The 24421-nt window shown below is 69.1% G+C and carries 21 protein-coding genes; 15 read left to right on the top strand and 6 right to left on the bottom strand.

From position 1 onward, the window contains the following. The first annotated feature begins 285 nt into the window (after positions 1–285). Both ACFFN1_RS03340 and ACFFN1_RS03335 read left to right on the top strand, forming a co-directional pair. The gene (locus ACFFN1_RS03340) at positions 286–414 is read left to right on the top strand and encodes a hypothetical protein (RefSeq protein WP_376838582.1); all 129 of its coding nucleotides are present in this window, start codon (positions 286–288) and stop codon (positions 412–414) included. A 16-nt stretch (positions 415–430) separates the two neighbouring features. After that, positions 431–2572 carry a vWA domain-containing protein gene (locus tag ACFFN1_RS03335; RefSeq protein WP_376838580.1) on the top strand — a complete coding sequence of 714 codons (2142 nt, stop codon included), beginning with the start codon at positions 431–433 and terminating at the stop codon, positions 2570–2572. A gap of 111 nt (positions 2573–2683) precedes the next feature. On the opposite strand, the gene ACFFN1_RS03330 is transcribed toward ACFFN1_RS03335, so the two are convergent. Then, positions 2684–3208, bottom strand: a complete 525-nt coding sequence (locus ACFFN1_RS03330; RefSeq protein WP_376838578.1) for a GNAT family N-acetyltransferase — start codon at positions 3206–3208, stop codon at positions 2684–2686. Positions 3209–3310: 102 nt separating this feature from the next. On the opposite strand from ACFFN1_RS03330, the gene ACFFN1_RS03325 reads away from it, so the two are divergent. After that, positions 3311–3658 carry a cupin domain-containing protein gene (locus ACFFN1_RS03325; RefSeq protein ID WP_376838576.1) on the top strand — a complete coding sequence of 116 codons (348 nt, stop codon included), beginning with the start codon at positions 3311–3313 and terminating at the stop codon, positions 3656–3658. A gap of 153 nt (positions 3659–3811) precedes the next feature. After that, positions 3812–4282: an SRPBCC family protein gene (locus ACFFN1_RS03320; protein ID WP_376838574.1), complete on the top strand. Its 471-nt coding sequence runs from the start codon at positions 3812–3814 to the stop codon at positions 4280–4282. Between the two features lie 148 nt (positions 4283–4430). Here the strand turns inward: ACFFN1_RS03320 and ACFFN1_RS03315 are convergent, their stop codons facing one another. Together ACFFN1_RS03315 and ACFFN1_RS03310 are read right to left on the bottom strand one after the other, a co-directional pair. After that, positions 4431–4964, bottom strand: coding sequence for a type 1 glutamine amidotransferase domain-containing protein (locus tag ACFFN1_RS03315; RefSeq protein ID WP_376838572.1), 534 nt, complete (start codon positions 4962–4964; stop codon positions 4431–4433). 168 nt (positions 4965–5132) lie between these two features. Beyond that, the gene (locus tag ACFFN1_RS03310; RefSeq protein ID WP_376838570.1) at positions 5133–5894 is read right to left on the bottom strand and encodes a GntR family transcriptional regulator; all 762 of its coding nucleotides are present in this window, start codon (positions 5892–5894) and stop codon (positions 5133–5135) included. A gap of 137 nt (positions 5895–6031) precedes the next feature. On the opposite strand from ACFFN1_RS03310, the gene ACFFN1_RS03305 reads away from it, so the two are divergent. The 4 genes from ACFFN1_RS03305 to ACFFN1_RS03290 are packed head-to-tail and all read left to right on the top strand — an operon-like array spanning position 6032 to position 11367. Then, a complete protein-coding gene (locus tag ACFFN1_RS03305) occupies positions 6032–7255 on the top strand; it encodes a sarcosine oxidase subunit beta family protein (RefSeq protein ID WP_376838568.1) in 1224 nt (407 codons plus the stop codon). 26 nt (positions 7256–7281) lie between these two features. Then, a complete protein-coding gene (locus tag ACFFN1_RS03300) occupies positions 7282–7623 on the top strand; it encodes a sarcosine oxidase subunit delta (RefSeq protein WP_376838566.1) in 342 nt (113 codons plus the stop codon). Next, entirely contained in the window at positions 7620–10697 is a 3078-nt protein-coding gene (locus tag ACFFN1_RS03295; protein WP_376838564.1) for a 2Fe-2S iron-sulfur cluster-binding protein, read from the top strand. The genes ACFFN1_RS03300 and ACFFN1_RS03295 overlap by 4 nt, the downstream gene beginning before the upstream one ends. 1 nt (position 10698) lies before the next feature. Next, the gene (locus ACFFN1_RS03290) at positions 10699–11367 is read left to right on the top strand and encodes a sarcosine oxidase subunit gamma (protein WP_376838562.1); all 669 of its coding nucleotides are present in this window, start codon (positions 10699–10701) and stop codon (positions 11365–11367) included. Positions 11368–11533: 166 nt separating this feature from the next. On the opposite strand, the gene ACFFN1_RS03285 is transcribed toward ACFFN1_RS03290, so the two are convergent. Then, positions 11534–13381: a BCCT family transporter gene (locus ACFFN1_RS03285; protein WP_376838608.1), complete on the bottom strand. Its 1848-nt coding sequence runs from the start codon at positions 13379–13381 to the stop codon at positions 11534–11536. Between the two features lie 549 nt (positions 13382–13930). Between ACFFN1_RS03285 and ACFFN1_RS03280 the strand changes: the two genes are divergently transcribed. Genes ACFFN1_RS03280 through ACFFN1_RS03270 form a run of 3 tightly spaced genes read left to right on the top strand, consistent with a single transcriptional unit; the run spans position 13931 to position 17098 of the window. Further along, on the top strand, positions 13931–15064 hold the full coding sequence (locus ACFFN1_RS03280) for a permuted SH3 domain-containing protein (protein ID WP_376838560.1): 1134 nt from the start codon (positions 13931–13933) through the stop codon (positions 15062–15064). Between the two features lie 7 nt (positions 15065–15071). Beyond that, positions 15072–15920: an ABC transporter ATP-binding protein gene (locus tag ACFFN1_RS03275; protein WP_376838558.1), complete on the top strand. Its 849-nt coding sequence runs from the start codon at positions 15072–15074 to the stop codon at positions 15918–15920. After that, complete coding sequence (locus ACFFN1_RS03270; protein WP_376838556.1) at positions 15917–17098, top strand: ABC transporter permease; 1182 nt, start codon at positions 15917–15919, stop codon at positions 17096–17098. Before ACFFN1_RS03275 ends, ACFFN1_RS03270 begins: the two co-directional genes overlap by 4 nt. 129 nt (positions 17099–17227) lie before the next feature. Here the strand turns inward: ACFFN1_RS03270 and ACFFN1_RS03265 are convergent, their stop codons facing one another. Further along, complete coding sequence (locus ACFFN1_RS03265; protein WP_376838554.1) at positions 17228–17677, bottom strand: flavodoxin family protein; 450 nt, start codon at positions 17675–17677, stop codon at positions 17228–17230. Positions 17678–17880: 203 nt separating this feature from the next. Here ACFFN1_RS03265 and ACFFN1_RS03260 point away from each other — a divergent pair, with 203 nt between their 5' ends. Together ACFFN1_RS03260 and ACFFN1_RS03255 are read left to right on the top strand one after the other, a co-directional pair. Next, positions 17881–18873: a Sir2 family NAD-dependent protein deacetylase gene (locus ACFFN1_RS03260; RefSeq protein ID WP_376838552.1), complete on the top strand. Its 993-nt coding sequence runs from the start codon at positions 17881–17883 to the stop codon at positions 18871–18873. Between the two features lie 4 nt (positions 18874–18877). Further along, positions 18878–19702 (top strand): TIGR03085 family metal-binding protein, encoded by an 825-nt coding sequence (locus ACFFN1_RS03255; protein ID WP_376838550.1) that lies wholly within the window; start codon positions 18878–18880, stop codon positions 19700–19702. A gap of 20 nt (positions 19703–19722) precedes the next feature. Here ACFFN1_RS03255 and ACFFN1_RS03250 read toward each other — a convergent pair whose 3' ends face one another. Next, positions 19723–20073, bottom strand: coding sequence for a hypothetical protein (locus ACFFN1_RS03250; RefSeq protein ID WP_376838548.1), 351 nt, complete (start codon positions 20071–20073; stop codon positions 19723–19725). Between the two features lie 220 nt (positions 20074–20293). Between ACFFN1_RS03250 and ACFFN1_RS03245 the strand changes: the two genes are divergently transcribed. Both ACFFN1_RS03245 and recR read left to right on the top strand, forming a co-directional pair. Continuing rightward, positions 20294–23701 (top strand): DNA polymerase III subunit gamma and tau, encoded by a 3408-nt coding sequence (locus ACFFN1_RS03245; RefSeq protein ID WP_376838546.1) that lies wholly within the window; start codon positions 20294–20296, stop codon positions 23699–23701. Then, on the top strand, positions 23698–24303 hold the full coding sequence (gene recR / locus ACFFN1_RS03240) for a recombination mediator RecR (protein WP_376838544.1): 606 nt from the start codon (positions 23698–23700) through the stop codon (positions 24301–24303). Before ACFFN1_RS03245 ends, recR begins: the two co-directional genes overlap by 4 nt. Positions 24304–24421 lie beyond the last annotated feature (118 nt).

Genomic DNA, 24421 nt, shown 5'->3' with positions numbered 1-24421 from the left:
TGCGCCCGCGGCGCCGAGCGGCGAGGCGGCGCTGACACCGGATCCGGAATAGCCGGCAGGAACGGCAGAGACCAGGCTCTGCTCCTGGAACAGGGTGTGGGCGGCAGCTGGGGCGACGGCAAGTGCGCCCAGGCCGACAGTCGTGCATGCAGCAAGCGCTGCAAGTCGCTGACGCGAAGTCAAAAGGGGGAAGCCCTTCCGCGATGGCGTTCTCAACCGGCATTGAACCCCAGCACGGCGGTGAATGCGAGGAACCGGGCCGAGTGTCACGAGATTGACACATGAATGCATCCTCTCGTCACCCTCAACGGCGCCTCGGCAAGGTACATTGACACGGAACCGGGCTGCCCGCTGGCCGCTGCGCTCGCCGCGGATCGGCAGGACGCCGCCGAGATCGGCAGATCCACTCAGTGATGATGAAGGACGACTGATGAGACTTCCCAAACGCATCGCCACGGTGCTGACCGCGTGTGCCCTGACCCTGAGCTTTCCGATCGCCGGCGGTGCGGCCGAGGCGAGCGCCACCGACGCCGCCGAGGTCACCGCAGCCGAGGCGGTCGCGGCCAGCGCCGCCGATCTCACCGCCTCGGGCGCCACCGACCTCACCGCCTCGGGCGCCACCCAGGACAACGGCGCCACCCAGAACGGCGGTTCCGGCGGCTCTCAGGACGGCGGCGACTCAGGCGAGGCCACGACCCAGCCGGTCATGATCATCATGGACGCCTCGGGCTCGATGGAGGCCGCCGACGTCGATGAGGACGGCACCACCCGGATGGAGGCGGCCAAGGAAGCCGCTCACACCGTCATCGACAGCTTCAACGACAATGCGCAGGTGGGCCTGACCGCCTACGGCATGAACACCGGCAGCTCCGATGCGGAGAAGGACGCAGGCTGCAAGGACATCGAAGTGCTCTCCGCCGTCGAGCCGATCGACCACGACGGGCTGAAGAAGCAGGTCGACTCCATCAAGGCCTCCGGCTACACCCCGATCGGTGAAGCGCTGAAGAAGGCCGCCGAGGAGCTGCCCGGCGAGGGCTCCGGCGGCATCGTGCTGCTCTCCGAAGGTGAGGACACCTGCGCCCCACCGCCGCCGTGCGATGTGGCCAAGGAGCTCGTCAAGGACGGCATCGACCTCAAGATCCACACCGTCGGCCTGCGCGTCGATGAGCAGGCGCGCAAGGAGCTCACCTGCATCGCCGATGAGACGCAGGGCACCTATGCCGATGCCCAGGACACCAAGAGCCTGGAGTCCTCGATGCGGGCTGCCGCACGTGCCGCGCTCACCGGCTATGAGACCCAAGGCACGCCGATCACCGGCGGTGAGGACCGCGAGTCCGCCGTCGACATCCAGCCCGGCCAGTACCTCGACAGCCTGCTCTCGGCCACCGGCAAGATCACCGAGTCGACCGGTATGCGCAGCTACAAGTTCCACCTCGGCGAGGGCGAGCGCGGACTGCTCTCAGCGACGATGGTCCAGCCGTGGTCGGATTCCGGACAGGTGGATCATGATGCGGTGAACCTGGTCGTCAGCGCTGCGGAGGAGGAGAACTGCAGGCGCAGCGACACGACGCTGGCCAGTGCGATGAACCTCGGCGATCTGCCGCCGACCGCCTCCGTCGACACCGGCCCCATCGGCCCGGACAACGGCTTCTCCGAGGGTTCGGCGTGCTTCACCTCGGCAGGGGACTACATCGTCACCGTCGAGCGCACCGGCGGCAGCGAGCAGACGAAGGACACCCCCTTCCCACTGGAGCTCAACCTCGTCGTCCAGCCGCAGACGAACGCCGATGACTTCCCGGATCCTCTGACCGCTCCGGAGCAGCTCGACTTCCTGCCGGAGCCCGGTGACCAGGCGACCGCGCTCAGCGGCGGGACCTCCTTCGGCACCGCGCCGGAGCTTACGGATCCGGCGGTGACCTCGAAGATCAATGTCGGCGAGGTCCAGTATTTCAAGGTGCCGGTCAAGTACGGACAGCAGATCCGCGTGCGCGCCGATTTCGAGGTCCCCGGACAGGACGCGCGGCTGACCGGCAGCCCGAACCTCTGGATGCTCAACCCGCTGCGCCAGGAGGTGCAGTCGGTGCGCCCGGGTGAGGACGGCGCCCACGACTTCGCCGGTGCGGAGTACGTCTACGGCGATACGGGTCATGCCTACTCCTCCCGGCGTGAGGCGACATCGCTCGCGCTCAACTCCGCGGTGCCGGTCAACCCGCGCAACTTCGAAGACGAAGACGACCCGAAGTTCCTCACCTCGCGGTCGAGCTTCGACGGCTTCTACTACTTCGCCTTCAGCTACTCCGATATCCACGGCGACGCCTACGGCACGCCAGGGGAGTACACGATCAGCTGGGACGTCGTCGGCGACCCGATCAGCGGTCCCGGCGCCGCCGGCGCCGGTGACGACAGTGAGGACGAGGCCAGCGACGACGGCGGCTCCGATGGCGGCTCCTCGACGCTCAAGACCGTGCTGCTGTGGGTCGGCATCGCCGTCGGCATCATCGTGGTGCTCGCCGGAGCGCTGGCCCTGCTCATGCTCATGCGGGTGAACCTGGCGAAGAACCGGCGCCGCTGAGCCCCTCCCGAGGCGGTGGCCGGGTCACCCTTCCCGAGGTGGTGGCCCGGTTGCCGTTCCCTGAGTGGTGGCCGGGTCACCCCTCCCGAGGCGGTGGCCCGGTTGCCGTGATCAGCCCCGTTGCCGGGTCATGCGGATCTCTGCGAGCCCGCCCAGCTGCTCATCGACCTTGCGCTGCCCATCGGGGCTGAACCCGTTGCGGGTGTAGAAGGCGCGGGCGCGCCGGTTGTCCTCAGCCACCCACAGCATCGCCGGCTGGCCGCCGAGGGCCGCATCGAGCAGTGCCTGCCCGACCCCGGTGCCGTAATGAGCAGCGCGCACGTAAATCGCTGAGAGCTCAGTGCCGACGTAGTCCGCATCGCGTGAGGGCCCGGCGATCGCGAAGCCGAGCACCTCCGGCTGGGCGGCTGCGTCGGCGGTGACGGCCACGCGGGTGCGGAAGCAGGCATCAGGAGTGGAGAGGACCCTCGTCCACATCTCGATGCGCCGGGCGAGGGCAGTGTCGTCATAGAAGCGCGCGGGCAGCTGGGTGCCGTAGGCCTCGCGCCAGCCGGTGTTGTGCACAGCGGCGATGCCTCGGATCAGCTGCAGGTCAGGGCTGTCAGAGGGCTCCGGGGTCGAGATCGCAAACGACATAGCAGCAGGGTACTCCGATCTCCTCAGGTCGCGTCCCCTCAGGCACTGGCCCGCAGTCCGCTTCTCTTCCGGCCGCTGCGGTGCACAGCTACACTCAGGCACATGGCCTTCTCGATCACCGATGCCGGAACCGAACTCCTCGAACGCGCCGCCGAAGCGCCCTCAAAGCTGGCGACGCAGCGGATCGCGTCGGACAACGCCGCCATCGTGCAGATCCTCATCGCGATGCGCGCCGGCGCCCAGCTGGCGGATCACCCCAATCCAGGCGAAGCCGTCATCACGATCCATGAAGGCGCTGCGACGCTGACCGGACAATCGGGCACATCAGCTGACCTCAGCGCCGGGGAGACTGCCGATGTTCCGCAGGAGACGCATCGGCTCGACGCCGATGAGGACACCATCGCCGTGCTGACCCTCGTCAACCGCAACCGGCTGGCTCACACCGCCTGACCAGCCGACACTGACCCACACCGCCTGACCAGCCGACACTGACCCGTACTGCCTGACCGGCACCTTGCCGGCGGCTGAGAATCCTGACAGTCCTGCGCATTCACATGCCATGACCTCTTGTCCTCACCGTGTGCAGGCGGCATAGTGAGAGACATGACTGAGAACGCAACGAACGTCACTGTCACCCGCACCATCGATGCGCCGGCTAAGGAGATCTTCAATCTGCTCAGCCTGCCGGAGCGCCACCATGAGTTCGACGGCTCGGGCATGGTGCGCTCCGATGACACCTCCGACCGCATCCAGGCAGTCGGCGAGGTATTCATCATGAACATGCACGCCGAGCACATGGGCGGCGACTACCAGATGTACAACCACGTCACCGCCTTCGACCAGGACAAGATGGTCGGCTGGCAGCCGGCGCAGGAGAAGAACAAGGACAACCCGGCCGGCTGGGAGTGGCTCTACGAGCTGCGCCCGCTCAGTGCCGACTCCACCGAGGTGACGCTCACCTACGACTGGTCGAAGGTCGAAGACGAGAAGCTCGCCTCGATCTTCCCCGCCGTCAGCGAAGCCGAACTCGAGGAGTCGCTCAACAAGCTCGCGGCCGCCGTCTCCGGCAGCTGATCCCACCTCGGGCACGGGACTTTCACCTCGGGAACGGGACTTCCACCTCGGGAATGACCGATCGCCCGGGTGCTGCATGGTGCAGCACCCGGGCGATCGGTGTGTGCGGGTGCGCTGCTGTCGCAGCACTCGCCTGGGCATCACCGGATCAGGCCGACAGCGTGTCGATGAGCGCCTTGTTGAAGGCCTCAAGATCACCCGGATTGCGCGAGGTGATGAGGTTGCCGTCGATGACGAGCTCGGAGTCCTCCCACTGCGCGCCGGCGTTCTCCATATCGACCTTGACGGCAGCGTATGAGGTGAGCTTCCGGCCCTTGGCCAGGCCGGTCTGGGCGAGGATCCACGGGGCGTGGCAGATCGCGGCGACCGGCTTGTCGGCGGCGAAGAAATCCTCGACGAGCCTGCAGGCATCCTCGTTCAGCCGCAGCGAGTCGGCGTTGAGTGTGCCGCCGGGCAGCACGAGCATGTCGTAGTCGGCGGCGGCTTCGGTGACGGGGACGTCGACGTCGTAGACATCGGCGTGCTCCCAGTCGCCCTCCATCGCCTGCAGCGTGCCTTCGCTCGGCGAGACGATGAACGTCTGCGCGCCAGCCTCATCGAGGGCCTGGCGGGGGCTGGTGAGTTCGATCTGCTCAACACCGCGGGTGAGCAGGAATGCAACCTTCTTATCGGACAGGGCCATGATGCTCCTTCCATCGGGTTGAGTGCGTACACCTGCGATAACGGCGCGGGCCCGGTGAGTATTCCGTGCTGCCGCCCAGCCCTCTGCCGCGCAGCCTTCTGCCGCCTGGCTCCAGCCTTCTGTCGCCCGGTTCCTGCCTCCGGAGCCCGAGGCTCCGGAAGCCCGGCCTCAGAGCTCGCCGGCGTTGAGGGCGGTGCGGACCATCGTCTCGAAGTGGCTGACGTGGGCGGCGGCAAGTTCGGCGGCGCGCTCACCGTCGTGGTCGAGGATCGCGCCGAGCAGCTCGACGTGCTCGCCCACATGCTGCGGAACCCGGCGCAGCCGCAGCGCGAGCATGCACCAGATGCGGGTGGCGAGATTGTCGAGCCGGATGAGCGTCTCGGTCAGATGCCGGTTGCCGGCAGCTGCGTAGATCGCCCGGTGCACCCGGGTGTCGAACTCCAGCAGCGCCCGGGCGTCGACACCCGTGCCCGCGCTGTGCTCGTCTGCGCCGCCGCCGCTCCCGCCGCTGCCGCTCTCGCCGCTGCCGCCGCTCTCGCCGTGCTCGTCAGCTCCACTGCCGTCAGCGCCATCCCTGTTGATCGCCCCGGCTTCAGCGGCCAGCGCCTCCAGTTCGGCCAGCCGCTGCGGATCCTGGCAGGCGGCCGCGCGCCGGGCAGCAAGCGGTTCGAGGATCATGCGCATCTCGGAGATGTCGACGAGATCGGCGATCTCCACCTGGCTGGCGAAGGTCCCGCGCCGCGGATATGAGACGACGAGGTGTTCGCTCTCCAGGCGTTTGAGCGCCTCGCGCAGCGGCGTCCGCCCGATCCCGAACTCCGCTGCAAGATCCGCCTCGCGGATGGGCTCACCAGGGCCGATGTCGAGCATCACCAGCGCATCGCACAGCCGCGCATAGGCCTGGGCAGCCAAGGAGCTCGCATCGGGCATGGACATCTCTCCTGTCGTCGGGGCCGCGGTCTCTTGACGGGATACCCACCATACCCTAGTGTGATCCCACATTGATATATCAGTCGTCGATCAAGGGGTGGATCGGGCCCGGCGACTGAGCGTGGGAGAGGAGCACCATGCACAATCAGCGCGTGCTGCCGGCACACCCGGACTTCATGTGGCGCAGTCCGGAGCCCAAACGCAGCTACGACATCGTCATCGTCGGCGGCGGAGGCCACGGTCTGGCGACCGCCTACTATCTGGCCGCCCGCCACGGCATCACGAACGTCGCCGTCCTCGAACGCGGCTGGCTGGCCGGTGGAAACATGGCCCGCAACACCGCCATCATCCGCTCGAACTACCTGTGGGACGAATCAGCGGCGATCTACGAGCACTCGATGCAGCTGTGGGAGGGCCTGGAGGGCGAACTCGGCTACGACGTCTTCTTCGACCAGCGCGGCGTCCTCAACCTCGCCCACACCCTGCAGGAGGTGCGCGATTCCGTGCGCCGCGTCGAAGCCAACCGCCTCGCCGGCATCGACGCCGAATGGGTCGAACCGGCGCAGGTGAAGGAACTGTGCCCCATCATCAACATCGACGACAACCTGCGCTACCCGGTGCTCGGCGCCACCTACCAGGCCCGAGGCGGCATCGCCAAGCATGACTGGGTCGCCTGGGCCTTCGCCCGCCGGGCCTCGGAGCTGGGCGTCGACATCATCCAGAACTGCGAGGTCACCGGCTTCGACATCGACCACGGCCGCGTCACCGGCGTGCACACGAGCCGGGGCCGGATCGGCGCTGCGTCCGTCGCACTGGCTGCGGCCGGCAGCTCCTCGACCCTGGCCGAGCTGGCCGGCTTCCGCCTGCCCATCCAGACCCGGCCGCTGCAGGCGCTCGTGTCCGAGCTGCACGAGATCGCCCACCCCAATGTCGTCATGAGCAACCACGTCCACGTCTACGTCTCCCAGGCGCAGAAGGGCGAACTCGTCATGGGAGCCGGAGTCGATGCCTACAACGGCTACGGTCAGCGCGGCTCCTTCCACGTCATCGAACGCCAGATGGCGGCCGCCGTCGAGCTGTTCCCCATCTTCGCCCGCGCCCACCTGCTGCGCGCCTGGGGCGGCAATGTCGACGTCACGGTGGACGCCTCCCCGGTCGTGGGCCTGAGCCCTGTCGAGCAGCTCTACGTCAACTGCGGCTGGGGCACCGGCGGCTTCAAAGCCACCCCCGGCGCCGGCTTCGTCTACGCCCACACGATCGCCACCGGCCAGCCGCACCCGCTCGCCGCTCCCTTCAGCCTCGAGCGCTTCACCACCGGCGCACTCGTCGACGAACACGGTGCCGCCGGCGTCGCCCACTGACCGGCGTCCAGACTTCAGGAGATCTCATGCTCATCATCGAATGTCCCCACTGCGGGCCCAGGATGGAGACCGAGTTCCACTACGGCGGCCAAGCCGATATCGCCTACCCGGCCGATGCTGCCGAGCTGACCGACGCCGAGTGGGGCCGCTTCCTCTTCTACCGCGACAACCCCCGCGGTCAGTTCCGCGAACGCTGGGTGCACACCGCCGGCTGCCGCAGATGGCTCACCATCACCCGCGACACCCTGAGCAATGAGTTCACCACCGCACCCGAGGCGGTCGGCACCTCGGGCACGGAGAACGCCCGGGAGGACGACCGCAGCCCTCGAGGCGTCGCCCACAGCCCCCGAAAGGAGGACCAGCCGTGACCTGCGACCCCCGCCTGCCGGCGACCGGCATCGACCCGGATGCCCCGATCACCTTCGAACTCGACGGCGAGACGCTCACCGGTGTCGCCGGCGACACTCTCGCCTCGGCTCTCATCGCCAACGGCCGGCTGCGCTGCGGCGACTCGCTGTACCGGTCCCGCCCGCGCGGCATCATCGCCTGCGGCACCGCCGAACCCAATGCCTTCGTCGAGACGAGAATCGACGGGGCGACCGAGACGATGCGTCAGGCCACCATGGTCGAGCTCGCCCCGGGCATCACCGCCCGGACGCTCACCGGTCTGGGCCGGCTGCTCGACGCCCCGCAGCCCGGCGAGCCCGCCGATCCGGGGGCGCGCACCATGGCCCGCTACGACAAGCGCAACACCTTCACCGATGTGCTCATCGTCGGCGCCGGCCCGGCCGGACTCGCCGCCGCGCGGGAAGCGGTGCGCACAGGAGCGCGGGTGATCCTGGCCGAACAGGACTTCCGCCTCGGCGGCCGCGCACTCGCCTCGCAGGAGACGATCGAAGGTCAGCCGGCAGCGGAGTGGATCGCCGAGGTGCGCGACGAACTCGACGCCGCCCCGGAATGCCGGATCCTGCTGCGCACCATGGTCGCCGGATCCTTCGACTCGAACTACCTCGCCGCCGTCGAGTCCCGCCGCGACCACCTGCGCGAACCGCACCCGGGCATCTCCAGGCAGCGGCTGTGGCACATCACCGCTGATCAGCTGGTGCTCGCCACCGGTGCGCTGGAGCGCCCGCTCGTCTTCGCCGACAACGACCGGCCCGGCATCATGCTCGCCTCGGCGGCGGCGAGCTGGCTGCACCGCTATGGCATCCTGCCCGGCCGGCAGATCGTCATCGCCACGACCAATGATGCGCCCTACGGCCTCGCCCTGGCACTCTCGCAGGCCGGCGCCGAGGTGACGGTCATCGATTCTCGGACCGCACCTGCCGCCGCCGAGGCGGTCGAAGCGGCCGGGAACACCGTGCACCGCGGGTGCGCGGTCACCGCCTCGCTGGCGGACGCAGGCGGCGCCGTTGGCGACCTTGCAGCCCCAGGCGAGACCGACGGCCGGGTGACCGGCGTGCGCTTCGGCCCCTTCGACGGCACCCTGGTCGCGGCTGCAGGGCAGCAGGAGACCGGCTGCGATCTGCTGCTCATGGCAGGAGGCTGGACACCGACCGTGCACCTGCACTCGCAGCGACGCGGACAGCTGCACTGGGATGAGGCGCTCAGCGGCTTCGTGCCGAGCGCTCCGGTGCGCGACCAGCATCTGGCCGGTGCCGTGCGCGGCACCTATGCCACCGCGCTGTGCCTGGCCGAAGGCGCCCGGGCCGGCGCGGCCGCTGCCGCAGCGACTGCCTGGGTGCGTGCACACGGCAGCCCGGCCGGCGCCTCGGGAGCGGTGCTCGCGGAGCCCACGGACGCTGACCGGTACGCCGCCTGCGGGGAGATCCGGCCGGTGTGGCTGGGCGCGACCCGCTTGCCGAGCAGCGACCGGGCCGATGACAACGCCGCCTTCGACACCTGCTTCCTCGACCTGCAGCGCGACGAATCGGTGAGCAACGCCATCCGGGCGGTCAATGCCGGCATGTGCAGCGTCGAGCACATCAAGCGCTACACCTCGATCGCCACCGGCGCCGAACAGGGCCGCCTGTCCTCGGTCGTGACGAACGGGGTCATCGCCCAGGCGCTCGGCGCCGAGATGGGAGCGCTCGGCGTCACGACCTTCCGCGCACCCTACTCGCCGGTGTCCTTCGCAGCCCTGGCCGGGCGCTCGCACGGGGAGCTCTACGACCCGGTGCGCCTGACGCCCACCCATTTCTGGGCGGTGGAGCGCGGGGCGGTGTTCGAAGATGTCGGCCAGTGGAAGCGCGCCCGCTACTTCGCCCAGCACGGTGAGGACATGGATGCGGCGGTCGCCCGTGAATGCGCTGCCGTGCGAGAGCGGGTCGGCTTCCAGGACGCCTCGACGCTGGGCAAGATCGAGATCCGCGGCGCGGACGCCCCGGAGTTCCTCAACCGCATGTACACCAACGGGTTTCTCAAACTCGCCGTCGGCAAGGGCCGCTACGGGCTCATGTGCGGGGCCGATGGGATGGTCATCGACGACGGCGTGTCGCTGCGCCTGGCCGAGAACCGCTACTTCATGTCGACGACGACCGGCAACGCGGCTGCGGTCCTCGAACACCTCGAGGAGTATGCGCAGACCGAATGGCCCGAACTCGATGTCACCCTCACCTCGGTGACGGAGCAGTGGGCGACGATCGCAGTCGCCGGGCCGTTGTCGCGCAGGGTCGTGGCGAAGCTGTTCCCCGACCTCGATGTCAGCCGGGAGGCCTTCGGGTTCATGGAGTTCCGCACCGCCCGCCTGCATGCACCCGGCACCGGAGCTGCCGGTCAGGATGGCGACTCGATCGAGGCGCGGGTCTGCCGGATCACCTTCTCCGGCGAGCTCGCCTATGAGATCAACGTGCCCGCCTGGTACGGCCGAGCGGTCGCCGAACTCGTCGAGGCCGCCGGCGCCGAACACGGCATCACCCCCTACGGCACCGAGACGATGCACGTGCTGCGCGCGGAGAAGGCCTTCCCGATCGTCGGCCAGGACACCGACGGCACCGTCAGCCCCCACGACCTCGGCATGGGCTGGGCGGTCTCGACGCGCAAGGAGTTCGTCGGCAGCCGCTCCTTCGCCCGCGCCCACAACCACGACCCCAACCGCAAGCACCTCGTCGCCCTGCTGCCGGCCGACCGGGACCTCGTGCTGCCGGAAGGCGCGCAGCTCATCGCTGCCGGTGATGCTCCCGCCGCCGAGGCGGTCGTCGCCTCCCGCGGCCGGGCCGAGGCGTCCGCGCCCATCCCGATGATCGGGCATGTGACCTCCAGCTACATGTCCCAGGCGATCGGCCGCAGCTTCGCGCTCGCCCTCCTCAAAGGCGGCCGCGACCGCATCGGCGAGACGGTCGTGGCGAGCTTCGGAGGCAGATTCGCCCCCGCCGAGGTGGCAGACGCGGTCGTCTTCGACCCTGAGAACACGCGCCGCGACGGCGTCGAAGGAGTGAGCTGAGATGACAGCAGAGATGAACGCTGCCGGCGGGCCAGGCACAGCGCCGCGGCTGCGGCCGGTGAGCCCCGCCGCCCACCGCCGGGCCGACATGGAGGCCGGGTCGAGTGAGCGCGTGCGGCTGCGGGAGATCCCGTTCGCGCAGATGCTCGCGATCCGCGCCGAGCCCGGTTCGCCGATGGCTGCGGCCGTCGAGGCTCACCTCGGGCCGCTGCCGGCTGCCGTCAAGCAGGTGACGGTCAGCGAGGCGGCGACGATCTGCTGGCTGGGTCCGGATGAGTTCCTCGCGGTGCTCAGCGATGCGGTGCTCAGCGATGCGGCGCTCAGCGGCGCTGCGCTGACAGCCGCAGCCGAGGCGGCGGAGACGATCATGGCCGCCGCCGGTGACGCTGCCGGTCACGTCATCGACGTCTCCGCCAACCGCACGATCCTCGAGCTCGACGGACCGGCCGCCCGCGATGTGCTGGAGTCGAGCGCCACGATCGACCTGCACCCGCGCATGTTCCCGACCGGTGCGGCGGTGGCGACGAATGTGGCACAGACCCAGGTGATCCTGCACAAGACGGGGGAGCAGACATGGCGGCTGCTGCCGCGGTCCTCCTTCGCCGACTGCGTCGTGACCTGGCTGCTCGATGCGATGGAGGAGCACCGGAACGCCGCACCCGAGGTGTGAACGAACCACCCGGAGCGCCGCACCCGAGGTGTGAACGAACCGCCCGAGGCGTGATTGAACGCTGCCCCGCACAGTCGGAACTGTGCGGGGCAGCGTCACCGGGCCTGCGCCTCGGGAGCGGCGGTCTGAACAGTCAGCGGTCCATGCCGTCAGCTGTGCTGGACGGTCAGTCGTCCTCGCCGCGCCGGCCCGCCCGGCGGGCGACGTCGGACTCGCCTTCTGCATCGCGGCGGCCGCGGCCGCGCTCCCAGAAGTTCTTCGTCGCCGACAGGCGGTAGTCGATCCGGTTGTCGACGCGGTGATCGACCTGATCGCCGAGCACATCGTCGAACTCCTCGGCCAGGTACTCCGAGACCTGGCGGCTCTCGATCGCACGCCGCAGCGCCTCCTGGCGGACATCTTCCTTGCGGAAGGCCTGCAGGGTGGCCACTGCGATGAGCACGAGGATGATGCTGAAAGGCAGCGCGGTCGCCAAGGATGCCGCCTGCAGCGCCTCCAGGCCGCCGGCCAGCAGCAGGCCGATGGCGATGACGCCCTCGAGCAGCGCGAACAGGACACGCGACCACATCGGCGGGTTCGGGTGGCCGCCGGAGGCGAGCATGTCGACGACGAGCGAACCGGAGTCCGAGGAGGTGATGAAGAAGACCGTCACAAGCAGGACCGCGATGACGGACATGACCGCACCCACCGGCAGACCGGAGAGCATGTCGAACAGCGCACGCTCGGCGACGACGCCTTCGGCCGGGTCGACGAGCTCCGCGTCGCCGAACAGCTGCTGGTGGAGGCCGGTGCCGCCGAGCACCGCGAACCAGAAGAAGCCGACGAGGGTCGGGACGATGAGCACACCGGCGATGAACTCACGCACCGTGCGTCCGCGGGAGATGCGGGCGATGAACACGCCGACGAACGGTGCCCAGGAGATCCACCAGCCCCAATAGAAGATCGTCCAGCCGGCGTTCCACTCTGCGCCCTCGGCGCCGGTGAAGGCAGCGGCGTCGAAGGTGAGGTTGAAGAAGTTCGCCAGGTAGATGCCGAGCGATTCGATGAAGTTCTGGAACAGGAACAGCGTCGGGCCGAAGATGAGGACTGCGATGAGCAGCAGGCCGGCGACCGAGAGGTTGATGTTCGACAGCCACTTGATGCCTGCGCCCACTCCCGAGACCACCGACAGGGTCGCGAGGAAGGTGATGCAGGTGATGAGGATGACGAGGAAGGTCTCGTCGAAGTCGCTGATGACGCCGATCTCGGCCAGGCCCGAGGAGATCTGCTGCACGCCCAGGCCGAGCGAGGTGGCGATGCCGAAGACGGTGCCGCAGACCGCGATGACGTCGATGACGTCACCGACCCAGCCGCGCACCCGGTCGCCGAAGAGCGGTTCGAGTGCCCAGCGGATCGACACCGGGCGGCCGCGGCGGTGGATTGCATAGGCCAAGGCGAGGCCGATGACGGCGTAGATCGACCACGGGTGCAGGCCCCAGTGGATGAAGGTCTGCGCCATCGCAAGGTGCTGCTGCTCGACTCCGCCGGTCGGCCAGCCCGGCTTGGGGCTGGTGGTCGCATAGGTCAGCGGTTCGCCGACGCCGTAGAACACCAGGCCGATGCCCATGCCAGCGGCGAAGAGCATCGAAAACCATGACAGCAGGCCGAACTCGGGCTTCTCATCATCGTTGCCGAGCCGGATCTTGCCGAAGCGCGAGATCCCGATGCCGATCGAGAAGAACACGAACGCGCCGATGACGAGCATGTAGTACCCGCCGAGGTTCTCGACGATCCAGTTCTGCGTGTTCATGAGAACTGTGCTCGTCGAGTCCTGGAACAGGATCGCGAGCGCGGCGACGCCGACGATGAGGATGAGGGACGGCCAGAACACGGCCGGGGCGATGAGGATCTTGGGGCTCAGCCGCACGCCCTGGGCTTTGAGCTTCGCGACGATCCGCGCATCGGCGTCCTCGTCTTCGATCTGCATGTAGTCCGGCAGCCGCAGATCTTCGGCCTCCTCGACCTCCTCGCGCAGATGCTCGGGTGCGGCTGCGACTGCCGCCGGCTGGTCGCTGCTGTGGTCGGGTTCGTTCTCGTGTTGCGTATCGTCAGTGCTCACTGTCGTTCATTCCTAGTGTCAGAGAATCTGCGTGTCGAATTACCGCCCTTTACCCTCCCGGAGTTCATGCCTGGCAGGCAAGTTCCAGCGGCGCTGACGTGAGGTGTCTCACATCTGTCAGCACTCCTCTACCCTAACGGTGCGAGCCGATCTGTTCGCGCTGCGTGGCCGGGCGGCCCCGCTGAAAGGCCCGTCTGCCCCGTCTGCGCGGCCCGTCGGCCCCTACTCCGCGGCCGGACGGCAGGGGGGGAGCCGGGGTGCGCTCGGGTGGTATCAACAGTTGCTGATCTTCCTGAACAGTGTTCGTTGCGGTTTCGTGACCGGTGGTGAAACAGAATCGCAACACTTTCGACACACAGAATCCCTAGACTCAGATTCGCTTCACGCGCCGCATTCCCATGCGGGTCCGTGCACCCATTCCTGGGTCTCGGACAGCAGACCGAATACGTTCCCCGAGGAATTCGCATGCATGTGTTTCGCCGCATCGTCCTGCCCATCAGCTACCTGGTGGTGCTGCTCATCATCGCCGTGACGCTGTCCTGGCTGGCCTTCAAGCCCCAGGAGAACGACTCGGTCGGCGGAGCCGCCACCGGCGAGGTGCTGCCCCAGCAGGCAACAGTCACCCGCGGCGATGTGACCAACACCCTCACCTTCGACGGTTCGATCGAAGTCGAGCCGTCCAAGGAGGTGAAGGCGACGAAGTCCGGCGTCCTCGTCCGCGTGTTCTCGCCCGCCGGCAGCGATGTCAAGAAGGGCGCGAGGCTCTTCCAGATCCGCAGCGAAGGCGAGGCACCCGATGACCCGGGTCCCGCCTCGGGAGCGGACGGTCGTGCCGGAGACAGTTCCGGCGGCGCTGGCGAGGGCGCCCCGGCCGATGTTCCGGCCCCGCGGCCGCGCTTCATCGACGTCGTCGCCCCGGCCGATGGAGTCGTCGCCGACTACGCGATCGAGGAGGGCGATGAGGTGTCCAACGGCGCTGTCGTCACAAGCCTCGAACAGAAGGCCTTCCGCGCGGTCGCCTCGATCGAACCGGTCCAGCTCTACCGCATCCCAGACATGCCCGACACCGCCACCGTCACCATCACCGACGGGCCGCAGCCCTTCGAATGCCGCGGCCTGCGCCTCAACCAGGCCTCCGGCAATCGCGGTGCTGGCGGCGCTGCGGGTGGTTCCGGCGGCTCCAGCGGTTCTGCAGGCGGGGCCACCGAGGAGGCGCCCGTCGATGAGGGCGAAGACGATTCCGGTGGCTCCGGCGGCGGCTCCGGGCCGTCGCTCAGCTGCGAAGTGCCCGATGACGTCACCGTCTACAACGGCCTGAGCATGTCCCTGGAGATCAAGGCGGGATCGGCCACCGATGTGCTCACCGTCCCGGCCACCGCCGTGCGCGGCACCACCGGCGAGGGCAGCGTGTGGGTCATCGACGAGGCCGGTGAGCAGGTCGAGACTAAGGTGGAGATCGGCCTGAGCGACGGCGAGATGGTCGAGATCGTCAAGGGCCTCGACGAGGGCCAGACGATCGCCGCCTACGTCCCCGGCGCGCAGCCGGAGGTCAACCCTGATGAGGGCTTCGATGAGCAGTACGTCGGCGAAGGCCTGTGAGCGCCCGATGACTGAACCAAACCTCGGCCCGACCACACAGCCTCTGCCCAGCGCTGACAGCGCCGGCCCGACCACACAGCCGCTGCCGGCCCCGATCCTGCAGCTGCGCGGCGTCACCCGCTCGGTGCGGCTGCCCAACGACAGCATCCTCGACATCCTCACCGGCGTCGACCTCGATGTCTTCCCCAGCGAGCACGTCGGCATCGTCGGCCGCTCCGGCACCGGCAAGTCGACCCTGCTCAACATCCTCGGCCTGCTCGACCGGCCCTCGTCCGGTGAGATGCACTTCGCCGGGACCGAGGTGTCGCGCATCTCCCAGCGCAAGGCCGCCGGGCTCCGGGGCCGGGACATCGGGTTCGTGTTCCAGCAGTTCAATCTGCTGCCCGGGCGCACCGCGCTGGAGAACGTCGAAGCGCCGCTGCTCTACGGCACGCCGGCGGAGTTCTGGCAGCGCCGCAAGCTCGCCACCGAAGCACTCGAACGGCTGGGCCTGGGCCACCGGCTCAACCAGCTGCCGATCTCCCTGTCCGGAGGTGAGCAGCAGCGGGTCGCGATCGCCCGGGCGATCGTGCGGTCCCCGCGGGTGCTGCTCGCCGATGAGCCCACCGGCGCGCTCGACGTCGACACCGGGCGCTCGGTCATGCGGCTGCTGGAGGAGATCACCGCCGAAGGCGACTGCTCCCTCATCACCATCACCCACGATCCGGCCATCGCCGCGATGGCCGGCCGGCGCTTCCAGCTCGCCGACGGCAGGCTGCACGCACTCGAGGCGAGCACGGCAGCAGAAGTCGCTGCCCACCTCGGCGCCGGCGCCGACCTCGAAACCGGCTCGCACCTCCCGGGAGGTGCGCGATGACAGCGATCGCTTCACTGCTGGCCGAAGCCTGGCAGGAGCTGCGCATCCACAAGCTGCGGGTGCTGCTCTCGCTCATCGGTGTGGGCGTGGCCGTGTGCGCGCTGACGCTCGTCGTCGCGCTCGGCGCGATCACCGAACGCGTGCAGATGGAGTCCTTCGAACGCCTCGCCGGCCGTCCGGTGACGCTGAGCTTCAGCGCCCCGAACCTGCAGAGCGCCGCCGACTACACGGCCTTCCGCAGGAAGCTCGAGACCGAGGCCGAGCGCTTCGACATCAGCTACATCACCGCAGTCTCCGAGGGCTTCGGTGCGGTGGCCATCAACGGCACCCCGCACGAGGTCGACCTCAGTGCCGTCGACCCGGACTACCGCGTCATGCGCCATGAGATCCTCGTGGCCGGTCGCTGGTTCGAAGCCAGCGACAAGGAGAACATGTCCCCGCCGGTGGTGGTGAGCACGAACCTGCTGGAGGATTCCGGCATCAGCCCGGCGGACCTGCCGACGACGCTGACGACCCCGGCCGGGACGACGGCCACCATCATCGGCGCGGTGCAGGGCGACAGCGTCTTCGGCGGCCGCACGGTGATGTTCATGCCCGAGCACATGCCGGTGATGAGCGAGCAGCCCGACTATTCGTCGCTGCGGTTCGAGCTGTGGGTGCCCGAGGACAACTTCGAGGAGCTGCAGAAGCAGGTGAGCGCGGCCTTCAAGGGCAGCCTCGGCGTCGCGAGCGTCGAGCGCAGCGACTACGGCGAGGACGGTGAGACCGGTCTGGAGCTCATCAAGACGATCCTGCTCGCGATCGCCGGCATCATCCTGGCGATGGGCGTGCTCGGCATGATCAACATTGCCGTCGTCACCATCCAGCAGCGCATCCGCGAGATCGGCATCCGCCGCAGCTTCGGCGCTACACCGGGCCGGGTGTTCTTCGCCGTCATGATGGAGAGCGTCGTCGGCACCTTCGTCGCCGGACTCATCGGCGTCATGATGGCGATCCTGCTGCTGCGCAACCCGTTCGTCGCCGCGGTGCTGTTCGAGGGGCTGGCCGAGGCGCCGCCGTTCCCGCTCTCGGCTGCGGCCGTCGGCATGGCCGTCGCGCTCGCGGTCGGCGGACTGGCCGGCCTCATCCCGGCCTTCTTCGCCACCCGCATCCGGATCATCGACGCGATCCGCACCTGACCGGCGCCCGCCTCGGGAGGCGAACCCTCACCTCGGGTGCGGGATAAGCCACCTCGGGAAGGGCACAGCCAGAGCTAGCCCCTGCCTCGGGCGCGGGATCCCCGCCTCGGGCGTGGGAGTCGCAGCCGCTCACATGACGGTCGCGGCGACCGTGGCGGCCATCTCGGTGACCTGCCCGAGGTGCTCCTCGCCGACCTCGCCGGTGAAGGCGATCGGCGCGTGGGCCTTCTGCCAGCCGAATCCGGTGGTGATCGCCTCCATTGCCTTCTCCGCGCCGGTCGTGTCGTAGCCGCCGTGGATCCAGTAGCAGAACGGCCGCCCGGCGGTCTGCTCGCGCGTGGCGTAGTAGGTGGTGTCGAAGAAGTGCTTGAGCGCCCCGGAGATGTAGCCGAAGTTCGCCGTCGTGCCGAGCACATAGGCGTCGGCGGCGAGCACATCGGCGGCGGTGGCCTCCAGCGCGGGGCGTTCGACGACCTCGATGTCCTCGAGCTCGGGCATGCTGAGCCCGGCGCGCGCGGCCGCGGCGAGCCGCTCCGTTGCAGGCGAAGGCGAATGGTGGACGAGCAGTACACGTGCCATACCCCCGCTGTACTGACGACCGCGCCCGAGGTGAATGCTCGCTCCCGGCCGCCCGGCCGCCCGGCCGCCCGGCCGCCCCGGCTGCCCCGGCCCCGAGGCCTCGGCCCGCTTCCGGCTGCCCCGGCCCCGAGGCCTCGGCCCGCTTCCGGCCGTCCCGCACCCGAGGTGGGGGCGCGTCTGCCGGCCTCGGTAGACTGCCGTGCATGGCCGTCATCCGCGATCCGCTGCGCGGGGCCCGCACCCCGCAGCCGAGCCACAGCGATGAGCAGATCGCTGCCGTCATCGCTGCTTCCCTCGCTGGCCAGCAGGTCGGCGCCGCCTCGGCCCAGACCGCCTCGGCGGCGCACCGGCAGTCGTGGACCGTGCTCACCGGCGCGGGGATGAGCACCGATTCCGGCATCCCCGACTACCGCGGCCCGAACTCTCCGCAGCGCACTCCGATGAGCTTCCAGACCTTCCTCTCCCATCCCCGGCAGCGCGCCCGCTACTGGGCACGCAGCTGGGTCGGCTACCCGCGGATGCGCCAGGCCCGCCCCAACCGCGGGCACGCACTGCTCGCCCGCCTCGGGCTCGGTCCGCTCATCACGCAGAACGTCGACGGGCTGCACACCGCGGCCGGCTCCCGCTCGGTCATCGAACTGCACGGCAGCCTCGACCGGGTCATCTGCCTGCAGTGCGGGCGGGTCTTCGCCCGCGCCTGGCTGCAGGAGGAGATGACGGCGCTCAATCCCGGGTTCGGTGAGCAGCTGGAGGTCGAGCTGGCCGATATCGAGACGGCCCCCGACGGCGATGTCGAGCTCGATGAGACCGCCGGATTCCGCTACCCGGACTGCCCGATCTGCCACGGCATCCTCAAACCCGATGTCGTGTACTTCGGTGAGTCCGTTCCCCGCGACCGCGTCGATGCCGCCACCGCTGCGGTCGCTGCCGGGGCCGGGTTGCTGGTGGCCGGCACGTCGCTGGCGGTGCACTCGGGGCTGCGGTTCCTCAAGCAGGCGGCGGAGGACGGCAAGCCGACCGTCATCGTCACCGACGGCCCGACCCGCGGTGACGATCTGGCCGACTACCGGTCGACGAGCCGGGTCGCCGAATTCCTGGAGACGCTGCGCACGGCGGTCGAGGACTCATTCAGTGAGAAGATCGCCAGACACTCGCCTGCAAGTGTGGACGCTGTGGCCGGCCAGACGGCAGACTGAGTCTATGAGGAAGAACTACGCTCGCGACGAACGGCTCAGCCTGGCTGGGCTGATGTTCGATGTCGGACCGGATGCGCCGACCCTGTGCGAGGGCTGGACGGTCCGGGATCTGGCGGTGCACCTCGTCATCCGCGACCGGCGCCCGCTCGCGCTGCCGGGCAATGCGGCGCCGCAGCTGGCGGAGCGCTTCCCGCCGCTGGAGCGGTATGCGAGCTCGGCGGAGTCGGAGTTCACGGAGATGCCCTTCGAACAGCTCGTCGGGCTCATGGCCGAGGGCGCGCCGATGTGGTCGCCGGCGAAGCTGTCCTCGGTCGACCGGGTGATGAACACCGCGGAGTTCCTCGTCCACCACGAGGATGTGCGCCGCGCCGCCGATGAGTGGAAGCCGCGCCGCCTGTCGTGGGATATGCAGATGAGCGTGTGGCCGCTGCTGAAGATGCTCGTGCTGCCGCAGGCGCTGTCGATCGGCAAGCACCTGATCTTCGATGCTCCCGGTTTCGCCGGCACGACGGCCGGGCCCAAGGCCAAGGGCATCCTCAAGGTCACCGGCGAGCCGCTGGAGATCCTGCTGTGGGTGTACGGCCGCAAGGATCACGCCGTCGTTGACGTTGAGGAGTTCGATCCGCCGGAGGGCACCGACCCCGAGGCGGAGGTCGACATGCAGACCGGTGTCCTTCCCGTCGTGGAACCGTGCCCCGGCGACGACGGTGCCAGCGGTGCTGACGGTGCCGACGGCGATGACGGTGCCGACGGTGCCAGCGGTGCCAGCGGTGCCGACGCCTCGGCGGAGGAGGGTGCGTCCTCGGCCGGCGGAGACGCCGACCGCTGAGGGCCGCTCCTGCTGCGTGGCTACTTTTGCGGGTCGTCGGACCCGCGCTCACCGTGGTCCGGCTGCTCAGATGTGTCAGACCCACCGTCGTACGACTCTTCAGCCGCCGACTCGCCAGCCGCCGACCCGCCAGCCTCCGTGCGACGCCGCTCCTCTTCCAGCAGGCGGCGCTCCTCTTCCAGCAGGCGGCGCTCCTCTTCCAGCAGGCGGCGCTCCTCTTCCAGCAGGCGGCGCTCATTGGCATGCATGCGGGCGCCGATATAGGCATCAGGCCGGTTCATCGTGCGGTAGATGAGGTACCCGCCGCCGAACAGCGTGATGAAGAAGAAGGCAATGACGATGAGCACTGCCAGCAGCTGCGGCTCAGCCACGGTGCGGCCTCCAGTCCGAACGTAAGAGATCGACGTGCGTCCCGCTCACAGACATCCCGCTGTCAGGCTCGCAGGGGTGAGGGGAGGGCATGGACACCATGGTGCCACACACCCGACCGCGCGGGACCCGCCCGGCCACCACATTCAGCCCCCACCTCGGGCGAGGACGATCCACAGCACCAGCTGAGGGATGTCCGCGGTTGCCAGTAGGGTAGGGGATGTGTCTACTGCACTGTACCGCCGCTACCGCCCGGAGACTTTCGACGAGGTCATCGGCCAGGACCATGTGGTCACCCCGCTCATGGCCGCGATCGCCAATGACCGCATCAACCATGCCTATCTGTTCTCCGGCCCGCGCGGCTGCGGCAAGACCACCTCGGCGCGCATCCTCGCCCGCTGCCTCAACTGCGTCGAAGGCCCCACCGCGCACCCGTGCGGGCAGTGCCCCAGCTGCCGCGACCTGGCCAACGACGGCCCGGGCTCGCTCGATGTCGTCGAGATCGACGCGGCCAGCCACAACGGTGTCGACGATGCCCGTGACCTGCGCGAACGCGCGGTCTACGCGCCTGCCCGCGACCGCTACAAGGTTTTCATCCTCGACGAGGCGCATATGGTCACGCCGCAGGGCTTCAACGCGCTGCTCAAACTCGTCGAGGAGCCGCCGGCGCACGTGAAGTTCGTCTTCGCGACCACCGAGCCGGAGAAGGTCATCGGCACCATCCGCTCGCGCACCCACCACTATCCCTTCCGCCTCGTGCCGCCCGAGGTGCTGACCGGCTATCTCGAAGAGCTGTGCGCGCGCGAGAACGTCCCGGTCTCCAAGGGCGTGCTGCCGCTGGTCGTGCGCGCCGGCGGCGGTTCGGTGCGCGATTCGCTCTCGGTGCTCGACCAGCTCATGGCCGGCGCCGGCGAGGACGGCGTCGACTACCACACGGCGATCGCGCTGCTGGGCTACACGCCGGATTCGCTGCTCGGCGACATCGTCGATGCCTTCGCCGCCGGGGACGGGGCGGCCGTGTTCCGCGTCGTCGACCGGGTGATCGAGTCCGGCCAGGACCCCCGCCGCTTCGTCGAAGACCTGCTGGAGCGCTTCCGCGACCTGGTGGTCGTGGGTGCCGCGCCCGAGGCGGCTGCGTCGTTCCTGCCCGAGGTCCCGTCCGATCGTCTGGAGCGGCTGGTCCAGCAGGCCCGGTCGTTCGGGCAGGCGGAGCTGTCGCGGGCGGCGGATCTGTTCAATACGGGCCTGTCGGAGATGTCGGGTGCGACCTCGCCGCGGCTGCAGCTGGAGCTCATCTGTGCGCGCGTGCTGCTGCCGGCTGCCGAGAAGTCTCGGCGGTCGACGCTCAGCCGGGTTGAGCGGATCGAACGCCGGATCGGCATGGGTGCCACGGGCACGCTGCCGCCTGGTGCAGTGCCTCCGGTGGCTGATGCCGGTGCTGGCGGAGCTGTTGGCGGTGGAGCTGCTGGAGGAGGGCCGGCAGTACGAGGCCCGGCCGCTGGTTCGGGCCAGGGCTCGGATCAGCAGTCGCAGGGTCAGCCGGCGCAGGGGCAGGTGCCGGGACAGTCGGCGCAGCAGTCGAAGTCCGCGCCGGCACGCAGTGTTGATGACGACCTCGATGAGTTCGCTGCCGCTGCCGCCGCTGCAGAATCCATGCTCAGCGACGAACCGCAGACGGCTGAAGATGCTCAGGGCGCGTCGCTTGCTGAGGAGTCGCCGAAGGGTGACTCTGCGCAGCCAGCACCCGCTGTCGAGCCACAGCCAACCGAGGGACAGTCATCTGACTCGCACCGCGCCGAACAGTCGGCGGCTCAGCAGGCCACTGCACAGCAGCAGCCACCCGGACAGGCGCAGCCACCCGGACAGGCGCAGCCCCCTGCTCAGGATCATCAGCCTGCTCAGCCGCAGCAGCCTGCCCAAGGCCAGTCGACGCAGGGCAACGCGCCGAGCCGGGCGCCACACGATCAGACCCCGCAGGGTCAGGGTGGGCCGGATCAGGCCACACAGGGTCAGGGCGCACCGGACCAGACCCCGCAGGGTCAGGGTGGGCAGCCGGGCGCCGAGATCGACGCGATCCGGCGCGCATGGCCCGACATCCTCGAATCTCTCGGCCGGACGGCGAAGCTCGCGCGTGCGATCGTGAGCAACAGCGCGGTGCCGTATGGATTTGCCAATGGAGTCTTCTACCTCGGCTTCGACAACCCCGGCGCCCTCAACTCCTTCAATCGCGGACACAATGCGCAGAAGCTCGCCGAGGCGCTCAATGAAGTCCTCGGCATCCAGGCGCGCATCGAAGTGGGTCCTGCCACCGGCAATGTGCCCGGCGGCGGAAACCCGCCAGCCGGAAACGGCGCACCGGGTCCGCAGGGTCAGGCTGGTTCCCAGGGCCAGGCGGGAGATCAGCTAGGCGGCGCAGGATCGGTTGCGTCCGCCCGCGGCGGCAATCAGCCGCCTCGCGGTCCCGAGCAGTCGGGTGTCGTCAACCGACCGCGTCCGACGCAGGAGGAGATCGACTCCGTTGTCGGGCCCCGTGAGGCTGACCGCGAGCCGATCGACCACGAGCGCTTCTGGCAGAGACCCGGCGATTCGGCAGCTGCCGGATCCGCTGAGGACGATGCGGAGGAAGGGCAATCAGCCGGGCCGGCGGTAGATGAGCAGCAGGTGCCGCCTACCTCATCATTGTCTGCGCCCGCGCCTGGTGTTCCTGCGCGGCAAGCATCGGCACCGGAACAGCCCACCCAGGAACCGCCCACCCAGGGGCAAGCAGCTCCCGAGCAGCCAGCCCCTCAGCAGTCGACCCCAGAACCGACACAGCAGCAGTCGGCTCCGGCCGCTGATTCCTCCGATGATGACGGCCCTCCGGAATACGATCACGGGCCGCCGCCGGAAGAGGACTACTACGGCGGTGCCTTCGCTGACGACCCCTATGCGGCAGATGAAGGTGTTACCAGCGCCGGCTCCGGCGCAGTCGATATGCCGGCTGTCGTCGTGCCGCCGCCCGCGGCCATTGACGATGAACCCGACGGCTCAGACGGGGCCGCCGCCGAGACCAGCACTTCCGCAGGTGGCGACAACAGCGATGGCGGCAGCGGCGAAGGTGCCGGCGGCAGCACCAGCGGCGACAGCAATGACGACGACAGCAGCGACGACGACCTCGACTTCCTCGGCGCCTACGCTGATCCGAACATCGCCTTCACCACCAATGACGGCCCGGAGACCCCGCTGCCGGCAGCCGATGAGAGCTCCGAGCCGAGCAACCCCTATGCTGGCTTCGCCGAACGCGCCCAGCGCAACGGCCAGGCCCGCACCAGCGCCAACGCCGCCGGCGAACCCAGGGGAGAGGGCACAGCCCAGGCGAGCACTGCCTCGGGAGCGGCAGCCGCAGCAGGCTACGCAGCTGGTCAGCCAGCCGGCACCTCTGGGGCGGCAGCCGGCCAGCCCGGCGGCGAGGACACCCAGCCGGGCAGCCACGGCGCCGCCAGCCAGCCCGCGGCAGCGACCGGCCCCGACGACGGATTCGAGGGCTTCGACCCGGACTCGGACCTGGACCTCACCGAAGCGCCTGACGTCGGCGTGCCCGTCGTCAAGCGGATCCTCGGCGGCGTCGTGATCGAGGAGACGGACTCATGAGCATGCTCTACGAAGGTGCCCTGCAGGATCTGGTCGACGAGTTCGGCAAGCTGCCGGGCATCGGGCCGAAGTCCGCCCAGCGCCTCGCCTTCCACATTCTGCAGAGCCCGTCCGAGGACGTCGCCGAACTCGCCCGCGCCCTGACCGAGGTGAAGAAGAAGGTGCGGTTCTGCGAGACCTGCGGCAACGTCGCCGAGGACACCCAGTGCGTCATCTGCAAGGACGCCCGCCGCGACCAGACCGTCATCTGCGTCGTCGAGGAGCCCAAGGACGTCATCGCCATCGAGCGCACCCGCGAGTTCCGCGGGCTCTACCACGTGCTCGGCGGCGCGATCGACCCGATGGCCGGCATCGGGCCCGACGAGCTGCGCATCAAGAGCCTGCTGCCCCGGCTGCAGAGCGGCGAGGTCACCGAATGCGTCATCGCCACCGACCCGAACCTCGAAGGCGAAGCGACTGCGACCTATCTGGTGCGGCTGCTCTCCAGCCTCGGCATCACCGTCAGCCGCCTGGCCTCGGGCCTGCCGGTCGGCGGAGACCTCGAATACGCCGATGAGGTCACCCTCGGCCGCGCCTTCGAAGGCCGCCGCCCGGTGACGTGACCCGCGCGGTGACGTGACCCGCGCGGTGACGTGACCCGCGCGGGGCACCTCATCCCTGCCCGCAGCACACCTCCTGACCTCGGCTGAGATTTTTTTCAGCTGCCTCACCAGGCACAAC

This window comes from Brevibacterium otitidis, assembly GCF_042429315.1.
Lineage (GTDB): Bacteria > Actinomycetota > Actinomycetes > Actinomycetales > Brevibacteriaceae > Brevibacterium > Brevibacterium otitidis.
The sequence above is the reverse complement of the archived record's forward strand: the minus strand, read 5'-3'. Positions and strand labels throughout refer to the sequence as shown.

Bases quoted from the DNA above. Each gene is read 5' to 3' on its own strand.
- ACFFN1_RS03260 (WP_376838552.1), top strand. From the start codon at position 17,881: ATGGCCGTCATCCGCGATCCGCTGCGCGGGGCCCGCACCCCGCAGCCG.
- ACFFN1_RS03310 (WP_376838570.1), bottom strand. From the start codon at position 5,894: ATGCCCGATGCGAGCTCCTTGGCTGCCCAGGCCTATGCGCGGCTGTGC.
- ACFFN1_RS03280 (WP_376838560.1), top strand. From the start codon at position 13,931: ATGCATGTGTTTCGCCGCATCGTCCTGCCCATCAGCTACCTGGTGGTG.
- ACFFN1_RS03265 (WP_376838554.1), bottom strand. From the start codon at position 17,677: ATGGCACGTGTACTGCTCGTCCACCATTCGCCTTCGCCTGCAACGGAG.
- ACFFN1_RS03255 (WP_376838550.1), top strand. From the start codon at position 18,878: ATGAGGAAGAACTACGCTCGCGACGAACGGCTCAGCCTGGCTGGGCTG.
- ACFFN1_RS03335 (WP_376838580.1), top strand. From the start codon at position 431: ATGAGACTTCCCAAACGCATCGCCACGGTGCTGACCGCGTGTGCCCTG.
- ACFFN1_RS03330 (WP_376838578.1), bottom strand. From the start codon at position 3,208: ATGTCGTTTGCGATCTCGACCCCGGAGCCCTCTGACAGCCCTGACCTG.
- ACFFN1_RS03325 (WP_376838576.1), top strand. From the start codon at position 3,311: ATGGCCTTCTCGATCACCGATGCCGGAACCGAACTCCTCGAACGCGCC.
- ACFFN1_RS03275 (WP_376838558.1), top strand. From the start codon at position 15,072: ATGACTGAACCAAACCTCGGCCCGACCACACAGCCTCTGCCCAGCGCT.
- ACFFN1_RS03290 (WP_376838562.1), top strand. From the start codon at position 10,699: ATGACAGCAGAGATGAACGCTGCCGGCGGGCCAGGCACAGCGCCGCGG.
- ACFFN1_RS03305 (WP_376838568.1), top strand. From the start codon at position 6,032: ATGCACAATCAGCGCGTGCTGCCGGCACACCCGGACTTCATGTGGCGC.
- ACFFN1_RS03300 (WP_376838566.1), top strand. From the start codon at position 7,282: ATGCTCATCATCGAATGTCCCCACTGCGGGCCCAGGATGGAGACCGAG.
- ACFFN1_RS03340 (WP_376838582.1), top strand. From the start codon at position 286: ATGCATCCTCTCGTCACCCTCAACGGCGCCTCGGCAAGGTACATTGAC.
- recR (WP_376838544.1), top strand. From the start codon at position 23,698: ATGAGCATGCTCTACGAAGGTGCCCTGCAGGATCTGGTCGACGAGTTC.
- ACFFN1_RS03320 (WP_376838574.1), top strand. From the start codon at position 3,812: ATGACTGAGAACGCAACGAACGTCACTGTCACCCGCACCATCGATGCG.
- ACFFN1_RS03315 (WP_376838572.1), bottom strand. From the start codon at position 4,964: ATGGCCCTGTCCGATAAGAAGGTTGCATTCCTGCTCACCCGCGGTGTT.
- ACFFN1_RS03270 (WP_376838556.1), top strand. From the start codon at position 15,917: ATGACAGCGATCGCTTCACTGCTGGCCGAAGCCTGGCAGGAGCTGCGC.